Consider the following 9455-nt stretch of genomic DNA (forward strand, 5'->3'; position numbering starts at 1 on the left):
AAGCGATACAGCATTGCTGAAAGCCCTGTATCTGGCTACCTTTGAAGCCACAAAAAAATGGACAACCACCATCCGGAACTGGGGTCAGGTCTACGGAGAATTAAGTATTATGTATGAAGGACGGCTTCCAGAATAAAAAGAACAGATTGGTTAAAACAGGCGGAAAAGCCGCCTGTTATTGACATGCCATCTTTTGGATGGTATATATAAAACAAAGGTGGAGTGCTTCATTTCAAAGCATTCCACCCAGTCTTATCATAGAAGAATCTTATTTACAGACTTTTCTTCATACCCTCCTTTTCGTCAAAGCCTACTTCCATTGGTCAATGTTATCATGCTTTCCCTTTCTATTTTTTGCTTATATATTGGGTACAGTCTCTTTTGCTCCCTCAAATCTGACGTTCATCCAAATAGATGGGATTTGTCCAAGCAGTTCTTCCATAAATATCACTGCATTTGACACGGACATATTTTTCATGTCCTTTCAATTTGTACTCTCCGTATGTCAACTCATTGCTGCGTGTTTTGGACATCAAACTGATGCCGTCATTGACGCAGTTTCCTGCGACAAAATCAATTCTGTACACATTTTCGCATTTTACATACACAACGCCGTCTTTGATGCCCCAATCTTCAATGGCAACGCCGCTGGAAGAATAGTAATTGCCTTTGAGCATATTCCGCAGGATTTCCTCTCTATCCAAACGGTCAGACTTCACCACCATATATCCACCACAGGCATCATCAAACAATCCTTCATTGTGATTGTCATCACTGGCAAAAGCCAGCATTTTTTTGCCGTCTCGCAGCATTTCATCCCAATACACTTCATCATAGCCCGTATTGCTTTCATTCACTGTATTATAATTGAAAATCTCCAAAGCCCAGATGCCTTCCAGATCACAGAATTCCGGATAAGAAACCCTAGACCAGATGGGATGGTTATAAGTAGTAATCATGCCATAGCTCCGCATTTCGTCACACAGTTCCTGTGCCGCTTTTTTGCCGTCCCAACTGCCAAAATAGTTCTTGATCTGTCTTCTTTCCAAATGGGCAAACTTCTTTTCTGCCTTTTCTTCCATTTCAGAAGTACCCAGAATCCCATGGATATGATGGACTTTCATTCTGTGTTTTCCGCTTTCGTCAAAAAGATTTACAGAGGCTTCCAGACCAGGAAGGATGATAAAATCCTCGCTGTCAAACTCGCTGCGATAATCTGTATAAATGTCATGGTCAGAAAAGCATAAAAAAGAATATCCGTTTTCTTTGAAAAGGTCTACCACTTCTTTGGGAGAAAGTTTCCCATCGGAATTTGTGGAGTGGCAATGGAGATTTCCCTTGTACCAGTTTCCAGTTTTGCTGAAGCCTTCCACATTCTTCATGCCATCCCCTCCTCAGATCGCCACACAGTTGTGTTCCGCAATAGATAAGTACACTTTTTCGCCGTCCTGAAAAATGGACACGCTTCTGAACAACGCATCCGCATAAACTTCAATGCCACCAACGTCAATGGTATAGCGCAAAACATTGCCTCTTGCGATATGTTCTTTGATAACACCTTCCATTTTGAAACGATCGTCATTGGCAATGGGCGCTTTGGACATCATGATGGTTTCTGGTCTAATGGCAACTTTTGTTTTCCATTCTGTGCCGGTTAGTTTTGCGATCTTATCTGCTTCAAAAATATTGTAGTTTCCGATAAAGCTTGCAGCAAAGGATGTCACAGGTCTTGTGTAAACTTCCACAGGGGTACCAGACTGTTCAATGACACCGTCATGGAACAAATGGATGACATCACTCATGACCATAGCTTCGTCCTGGTCGTGAGTTACAAAGATAGTTGTCAGTCCCAATTTATCATGGATTTCCCGAATGCTCAGCTGCAAAGATTTTCTCAATTTTGCGTCAATGGCACTCAAAGGCTCGTCCAGCAGCAATACTTTTGGCTGCATGACAATACCTCTTGCCAGAGCCACTCTCTGCTGCTGACCGCCGGAAAGATTACTGGGATATGCTTTTTCTTTCCCTTCCAGTTCCACGATTTTGATTGCCTTGGAAATACGTTCATGGATTTCCTCCTGAGGCAATTTTTTCAGCTTCAGACCAAAAGCCAGATTTTCTTCCACTGTCATATTGGGGAACAGACTATACTGCTGGAAAACCATACCGATGTTTCTGTCTTTGGGTTCTTTCGTTGTAATGTCTTCCCCATCCAGAATGATCTGACCATCTGTCACTGCTTCCAGCCCCGCAAGGGAGCGCAGCAGGGTACTTTTCCCACAGCCGGAAGGACCTAATAATGTGACAAACTGTCCTTTTTCAATTTTCAGGTTGATGCCTTTGAGCACATGGTTATCACCATAAAATTTATTGATATTCTTAAACTCAATGTACGCCATTTTCAGTTCCTCTTTCTTTCTTTCTCTGAATAAAAAATGCACAAGCAGAAATCAGTAATGTTACCACAAACAATACAACAATCACTGCACAGGTACGCTGACCTGATTTTTTCATTACATCATACAAATACATCTGGGCTGTCTGGAAATGCCCGCCGGCAAGGGTATTGACGATAACGAAATCCCCAAACACAATTGCCATAGCCAGCATAATGGATACGGTAACACCATTCATGATATTGGGCACCACCACATGGAAAAATGCGTAAAATTTGCTTGCGCCCAACATCTGCGCCGCTTCGATGAGCTTGTTCGCGCCAATGCCATGGAGGTTATTGCGAATCCCCTGATAGATATAAGGCAGAATGACAATCATATAGGTAGAAATCAGCAGGAAAATACGATTGTTAAAGGGCTTTGGCACAGATGTATATAAAGACAGTACGCAGATGGGCAGGATAACCCCCTGCACTGCATAAGGGATGGTACAGAGGATCTGCACATATTTATCCCATTCCGGTTTGTAAATGTAAGTTACATACATTGCCAGCAAAACGATGATGGTGCACAGTAAGATAGGCACAATGGAAATCAGTACCGTTCTGCCAACGGAAAGCCAGAACACCGGATCAGAAAAAATTTCCATATAAGCCGTCAATGTAAAACGCTTTGGCAGGACATCAATCCATTCTTCAAACAAGGAATAGATCAGCGTCATTGCCAATGGGATCAATAGATACGCGATGATGACAACAATGGCCAGCTTCGCGCCTTTTTTATTTGTTTCCATAAACTCAGATTCCTTTCTTTACAGTCAACTTATTCTGTATCATAATGGCAGCAATCATAAATACCATCAGAACAACAGCAATGGCACTGCCGAATTCCGGTCTTTGTACCAAGTCACCCACAAACTGTTCAGACAGACGGATGGGCAGCAGGGACACGTTGTTCATCAGCAGGGCATAAGCAGAAGCGTATGCCGCCAGCGCGTTTGCGAACAATACAGAAAATGTGCTTAAGATGCTTGGCATCAGAATGGGAACCCCGATTTTGGTCCAGAAAGTGAAGTTGGTTCCACCCAACAGGGCATTGGATTCCTTCCATTCTTTCCGAATGGCATCAAAAGCAGGAATCAGCAGCAGTGTTGACAAAGGTATCTGGAAATACACATAAATCAGCAGCAGCCCAAAAATAGAATACAGTGGGAAGTTTGCCAGAAATTCGATGCCGTAGTTGCTTCCGATCATGGTCATGACACCCACATTCCCGAACATGATGATGTACGCAAATGCCAAAGGCACACCGGAAAAGTTGGACACCATGTTCAAAATGCTCATGAAAATATTGTTCAGCTTGCCTTTCGATTCATGCACCGCCTTGGCTCCGATGAATGCCACAATCAAACCTATGATGGAAGACAAAATAGAAATGATCAGGCTGTTTACAATGGCTTTTTGGTACAGCGGCTTTGTAAAGATATTGATATAGTTTGCAAGTGTAAAGCCAAAGTCTTCTCCTTCCGGTACAAAGCTTCGGATGATTGTATAAATAATCGGAATCAGTTCAAATAAAACGCACAATACCAAAAAGGGTATTAACGCCAATAAGTATGTCTTTTTCTGTTTCATATTTTACCTCACATATATAGGAAGGCTGTCAAAGTTACTCGACAGCCCCCCATTTTACATCTATGATTGATTATTTTGCGTATGCAATAACTTCTTCCTGCCAACGAGTACCTAATGTTTTCGCTGTTTCATCCCATGCTGCCTGATCTTCTACCATTCTTGCGTTTGCATACTGTTCATCAGGGATCATTTTTGCTTTTACTTCTTCAGGAAGTTCTACATCACGAACAGGTTTTGCGTAGCCTTTTGCCAGATTGATCTGACCTTCGTCGCTGAGGATGTATTCACGAGCCAGTGCAGCGGCGTATGGACGTTTTGTATAGCTGTTGATGATTGTGCAGTAACCGCTCTGGATAGATGCTTCTTCCGGTACGAATACAGAGAAATCTGCGTCAGGATTGTTTTCCACAAACTGATCACGGTAGCCCAAAGCGTTGTAGTCCCACAGGAATGCGACACCAACTTCACCTTTTTCGATACGAGCCTGTGTGAATTCACCCAGATCCAGACGACCCTGTTCCGCGATCTTACGGAAGTATTCCAGACCGGGATCGATGTTGGATTCATCACCGCCGTAAGCAATGGCAGCAGCCAGTACGGCAAACTGTGCCTGTGTCGCAGCCTGAACGTCACCAACGGCTACCATATAATCACCGTTGAGGATGTCTTCAAAGCTTGTAGGTGTTTCTTTTACGATTTTATTGTTTACCAGGACTGTCATTGTGCCATAGTAACCAATGATCCAGTCGCCGTCATCGTCTTTTGCCCAATCAGGAATGGAATCCCAGTAGCTTGTTTTGTACTTCAGGGTTACGCCTTCTTCTTCCGCAACGGGTCCGAATGCCTGACCAACGTCACCGATGTCTTTGGTAGCGTCTTCCCCTTCTGTTTTAAACAACGCGATTTCTTCCGCACTGGACATATCTGTATCCTGATGTGCAATGCCATACAGTTCTTCGATTTCCTCCCATGTTTCCACCCAGTTTGCCCAAGTGTCCGGCATACCAACGGATTCGATCTTTCCGTCTTCTTTTGCTTTTTCAATGATTTCGTCCACAGACAAAGCGTTTAAGTCAACTGCCGCAGTTGTTTCTCCGCCGCCGCAGCCTGCAAGAGTTGACAAACAAAGACCGATTACAGCAGCTGTTTTCAATAATTTCTTCATTTTTTCCTTCCCTTTCTTTTGCTCTTTTCGTTTTTGCCGGACTCATTATATAAACGAAATATTAAGTCTAACAGCGCGGTCGTGTTAAAAAAATGTGAAAATTTTAGTGGATTTTTAAGAATTTTGTATTTTCTCCAATCATGTTTCCCGGAACCCACAGCTCCACTTGCAATCTTATCACGCCTTAATATCAAACCATAAACGGATATACAAAAAGACGGCAAAGCCCTCTTTGCCGTCTCAAAAATTCCAATATACCGTAATGGGCACGTCTCTCGATCTAGGAATCCGCCTTCCCACATCGATATGATCGATCAAAGCTTCCACCATCTCTCTGGTCAAATGCTCCGTATGGATATATTTTTCCACCAGCTCTTTCCGGTTTTCCCCTGCCTTTTGTCTTTCCTCTATTTCCAAAATCTGCTTCCTGCATAGTTCCAATGCTTCTTCCAGTCGCTTCTTTTCCACGGAAAACGCCCTTGTCATGTCCAGATAATCTTCTTCTGTCAAAATTCCTCGCACCTGATCCAGATATAACGCCCGAAGGGCTTTTTTGCGATCTAGAATCTTTTTTTCGTAAAATTTCATCCGATTCGCAACACTGTTTTTCTGTTTTTCATATTCCTTATCCCATTGGATTCCCTGTTGCAAGGCTTCCTGATCCAGATAATTCTCTACTAGCCGTTTCAGCTCCTCCATAACTTTGCTTTCCAAACGGCTGACAGAAATGAAAGCACCTCCGCAAGCATCTTTTGACACAGAACGGTTGGGGCAAGTTAAAAACCGCCAATTCTCCCGTTTGCCGGAGCGCAGCACATAGCCACATTCTGCACAGCGAGCTTTACCAGAAAACAGCCCAATGGTACCAGTGATAAAAGGCTTTGCTTTTTGTTCCCTCATTGCTTTTACCTTTTCCCACAATTCTTTTTCTATGATAGGTTCATGGGTTCCTTCCACCCGATACCATTGTTCCTTGGGGCGAGGCTTATTCTTCTTTGTTTTATAAGAAACACTGCCGTATTTCCCCTGCACCATATTGCCTATGTACATTTCGTTTTCCAGCATATCCGCAATGGTGTAATATTTCCACAGGGTGCTGTTTTTCTGCTTTGTCGGCGTTTTGATGATTCCCTTTCGGCGTTTATATTCCGTGGGATTGGGCACCCCCCTATCATTGAGCATTCGTGCAATGGCAGATTTTCCATAGCCTTGAGAAAATAGTGTAAACACTTCTCGAACCACCTGTGCAGCCTCCTCATCAATGATGAGGTGCCCCTTTCGTTCTGGGTCTTTTTGATACCCATACAATGCCGTAGCGCCAATATGAAATCCATTTTCCCGCCGATTCCGCAGAACGCTCCGAATATTATCGGACATATCCTCCAGATACCATTCGTTGACCAGACCATTGATCTGCCGTGATTTTTTGTTACCTTTCACGTCTGTATCGGCATTGTCCACAATGCTGACAAACCGGATACCCCACTGGGGAAATAACCCATGGAGGTATTTTTCCACCAGCTCCAATTCCCTTGTAAAACGGGACTGGGTCTTGCAAAGGATGATGTCAAAAAGCCTTTTTTCCGCATCTTCCAAAAGACGCCGAAACGCCGGTCGATTCCGATCAGCACCAGCATAGTCATCATCGCTGTAAATGCCGTAAATCTCCCATCCCTGTTCTATGGCATACTGCACCAGCATGGATTTTTGATTCTGGATACTGGCGCTGTCGTCAGCGAAGCTGCGCTTATCCCGATCTTCTTCCGATAGTCTACAATAGATGGCTGCCTTCACATGGATTACCTCCTCTCTATCATCTGTGAAGCATTTCTTTGTTCCGCTCCATTTGATTGATGAGGCTGATCCAAGCCTTTGTGAATTGTTCCCGTCTTGGTTCGCTGTTGCCGTCTCGAAATACACTTTTACAGGTATTTTCCTGTCTTTCTTTCATACAGTCCACCTCCCTATATTTATTTATGCCCTTTGGGATGTCCATTTTCTTGTTTGACTCTGTCGAATGGTTGAAAAAAAAGAGAAGCTTCTAAAACATTTCTCTTTCAAATCATTCGAAAAACAGCCCCTCGCATTTATACGCCCATTTCTTACTTCTTTTTTACGTTTTGACAATACCATAGAAGCCCCCATGCTTTTTTGCTACAATCATACTATAAGAAGCGAAAGGGAATGCCGCAGCAAAAAATATAAGGAGGTAGAAGATATGGCTGATCTTGAACAAAAAACCATGAATGACATATGCGAATCCACAGACAACAACACCGCTCCAAAATTACCATCCCAAGATACTGCCGCAGAAGAAACCCTTTGGAAGAAGTCCATGAACCGCATTTTGGTAGGCATCACACTGACTGCCATTACATTGAACTTTGGACTTCTTAATTACATTTTCCCAACCATTGGAACCATGCTGCTTCTTTTTGGTTTTCGTGCCTTACAACATGAAAACAAGTGGTTCAAAAGATGTTTTATCATCTCCATCATTCGCACCGCATATTTCTTCTGGATGCTGATATGGAACACCACCATACTGCACAGCACCATATATTCATCGGCAATGAACACTGTGCTGTTCATCGCAAATCTGCTTTTACAGTTTGCGCTTTTTATTTGCCTTTGGCAGGGCTTTCTCTCCATTCGGCAAAAAGCCGGGCTTTCTCCTCACGCAGGCAGCGCAGCTGCCCTAATTGTTTGGTATTGCCTGATATGCCTCCTCGCTTTAGTACACTACAACGGCTTTATCATTGCCCTGATCATGTTTATCGCTTATTGCCGCATTATCTACAACCTGAATAAATTATCCAAAGAACTGGATGAAGCAGGATATGAAATCAGCGACGTTCCTGTCAAATGGACAAACCGACGGATCACCTTTTCGCTTATTTTGCTGCTGTTGGCGGGAGGCGCATGCGGTTATCTTTTTTGCAGCAGTTATCCAATGGAGTGGACTGCACTGCCTGCTGATGAACACAATAATGTGGAGGACATCAAAGCACAGCTCATAGACCTTGGATTTCCCGCCTATATCCTGAACGACCTCCGTGCGGAAGACATTGCTGCCTGCAGCGGCGCACTGGAAGTTGTTGCGGATGAAACCGATCTCTCACTGGATGACTCTGAAAGAGATACGGAATCAGCTGATGATGCCAAAGACCTTCGTATCACAGGCATCGGCGTAAAAGTTTCTGACGATCGGGAACGCTGGATTATTTTCCACCATTTTTTATGGAATCAGGCACCCAAATTTTATGGAACAGAAGCCATTCAGCTTTGGCCTGTTTACAGAGATCTTTCCGACGGATGGGATTCCGGCGGCGATGTAACAGGGCGTGTTTTATATAACAGGAATGAAGAAACCTTTGTGGCTGACTATTATTCATTGGGCACACAAACATATGCTTCCAACAGTTTCTTCTTTGGTCCCCAAGACAACACCGATGTGTTTGCCACATTCTCTATGCCTCGACAGGGCAGCAGTTATAGAGGCTATATTGCATATCCCATTGAGGAAGTACAAGACGGATGCATTATCAGTAGTTGGATTCATTACGTACACCAGCAAAGCTGGATGCAGTATCCTGTTATGACAGCAATGGAAAAGAGAATGACAAACAGTTGGAACTATGCTGGAGTATTTCAAGCATTGGAAGACGCCCTGCAATTTTACCCATCAGATGAAGGTATCGAAATGATCAGCTAAACAACAAGAGCACTTTCCCCAGCACTTTAAACCGCATCCCATTGGTGGCATCTTCATAAGAAAACAAAGAAAGCCAAAATCCTTATCATGACAAAGGATTTTAGCTTTCTTATTTTATTAAGATTTTATTTGTTATGTTTTCTTATGAAGACAGCCGTCGCAATTCCCCTTTAGAAATCAAGGAAAAGAAAAATCAATGGTTGCTTAAGGGGAAGTTGCTTTGGCAGACCTTCTTTTGATAGGAAAAACGGCAGTGTGAAACTTTTTCTGTAAATATGTAATTGAAGAGGTTCTTCTATGGTAAAATTTAAATCATAGGAGGACCTTTTATTATGGCAAAACAGAAGAAACCCATACATCGGGTACAAATGACAGAGGGAAAACGAAACATTATTCATCAGCTCATGGAAGAATACGATATTCAGACAGCTGAGGATATTCAGGAAGCTCTAAAAGACCTTCTGGGCGGAACCATCAAAGAAATGATGGAAGCAGAAATGGAGGATCATCTCGGATATGAAAAATCTGAGCGTTCTGACAATGAT

At 43.2% G+C, this 9455-nt stretch carries 9 protein-coding genes and 1 pseudogene; 3 read left to right on the top strand and 7 right to left on the bottom strand.

What is annotated here, in order from left to right:
• Positions 1-136, top strand: a pseudogene (locus BUB35_RS20180) (IS256 family transposase); the annotation flags it as partial.
• Between the two features lie 253 nt (positions 137-389).
• Here the strand turns inward: BUB35_RS20180 and BUB35_RS16610 are convergent.
• The 7 genes from BUB35_RS16610 to BUB35_RS19320 form a co-directional block, all read right to left on the bottom strand.
• Positions 390-1382 carry a PHP domain-containing protein gene (locus BUB35_RS16610; RefSeq protein WP_072853591.1) on the bottom strand — a complete coding sequence of 331 codons (993 nt, stop codon included), beginning with the start codon at positions 1380-1382 and terminating at the stop codon, positions 390-392.
• Positions 1383-1394: 12 nt separating this feature from the next.
• Entirely contained in the window at positions 1395-2399 is a 1005-nt protein-coding gene (locus BUB35_RS16615; protein ID WP_072853593.1) for an ABC transporter ATP-binding protein, read from the bottom strand.
• The gene (locus BUB35_RS16620; protein WP_072853595.1) at positions 2386-3189 is read right to left on the bottom strand and encodes an ABC transporter permease; all 804 of its coding nucleotides are present in this window, start codon (positions 3187-3189) and stop codon (positions 2386-2388) included. The genes BUB35_RS16615 and BUB35_RS16620 overlap by 14 nt, the downstream gene beginning before the upstream one ends.
• 4 nt (positions 3190-3193) lie before the next feature.
• Positions 3194-4030, bottom strand: coding sequence for an ABC transporter permease (locus BUB35_RS16625; RefSeq protein ID WP_072853597.1), 837 nt, complete (start codon positions 4028-4030; stop codon positions 3194-3196).
• A 70-nt stretch (positions 4031-4100) separates the two neighbouring features.
• Positions 4101-5195 (bottom strand): ABC transporter substrate-binding protein, encoded by a 1095-nt coding sequence (locus tag BUB35_RS16630; protein WP_072853599.1) that lies wholly within the window; start codon positions 5193-5195, stop codon positions 4101-4103.
• A gap of 240 nt (positions 5196-5435) precedes the next feature.
• Complete coding sequence (locus tag BUB35_RS16640; RefSeq protein WP_242949279.1) at positions 5436-6989, bottom strand: recombinase family protein; 1554 nt, start codon at positions 6987-6989, stop codon at positions 5436-5438.
• A gap of 19 nt (positions 6990-7008) precedes the next feature.
• Positions 7009-7146, bottom strand: coding sequence for a hypothetical protein (locus tag BUB35_RS19320; RefSeq protein ID WP_191344948.1), 138 nt, complete (start codon positions 7144-7146; stop codon positions 7009-7011).
• Between the two features lie 267 nt (positions 7147-7413).
• On the opposite strand from BUB35_RS19320, the gene BUB35_RS16645 reads away from it, so the two are divergent.
• Positions 7414-8910 (top strand): hypothetical protein, encoded by a 1497-nt coding sequence (locus BUB35_RS16645; protein ID WP_072853603.1) that lies wholly within the window; start codon positions 7414-7416, stop codon positions 8908-8910.
• Between the two features lie 332 nt (positions 8911-9242).
• Positions 9243-9455: transposase (locus BUB35_RS16650; RefSeq protein ID WP_084730760.1), on the top strand; the 213-nt coding region annotated here is incomplete at its 3' end.

Source organism: Anaerotignum lactatifermentans DSM 14214 (assembly GCF_900142265.1).
In the GTDB taxonomy this organism is placed as follows: Bacteria; Bacillota; Clostridia; order Lachnospirales; family Anaerotignaceae; genus Anaerotignum; species Anaerotignum lactatifermentans.